This is a genomic window from Pantoea sp. SIMBA_079 (assembly GCF_046940275.1).
Taxonomy (GTDB): Bacteria; Pseudomonadota; Gammaproteobacteria; order Enterobacterales; family Enterobacteriaceae; genus Pantoea; species Pantoea borealis.
Map to the genome: position 1 here is coordinate 1 of NZ_JAWRYR010000169.1, position 290 is coordinate 290.

General features: G+C 44.8%; 1 protein-coding gene. It reads left to right on the forward strand.

The features are described 5' to 3' along the window. Positions 1-290: group II intron maturase-specific domain-containing protein (locus SB719_RS19580; protein WP_412159657.1), on the forward strand; the 290-nt coding region annotated here is incomplete at its 3' end.

A 290-nucleotide genomic window follows, 5' to 3' on the forward strand; every position in this document is an offset into this window, starting at 1 on the left:
ATTGGCTGGGAGGGATACTTCTCACTTGCAGACACACCTTCGGTCTTCTCCAGTCTAGACGAATGGATAAGAAGAAGGCTCCGTATGTGCCTATGGAAACAGTGGAAGAACCCTCGAACAAAAGTAAAAAGGCTTATTACCTTGGGAGTGCCCAAAGCAAAAGCCTTCGAATGGGGTAATTCTCGTAAGAGATACTGGCGTATTGCGTGCAGTCCTATACTTCACAGAACTTTGGATAATGGCTATTGGCAGACCGAAGGTCTTAAGAGTCTTAAGGATAGGTATTTTCT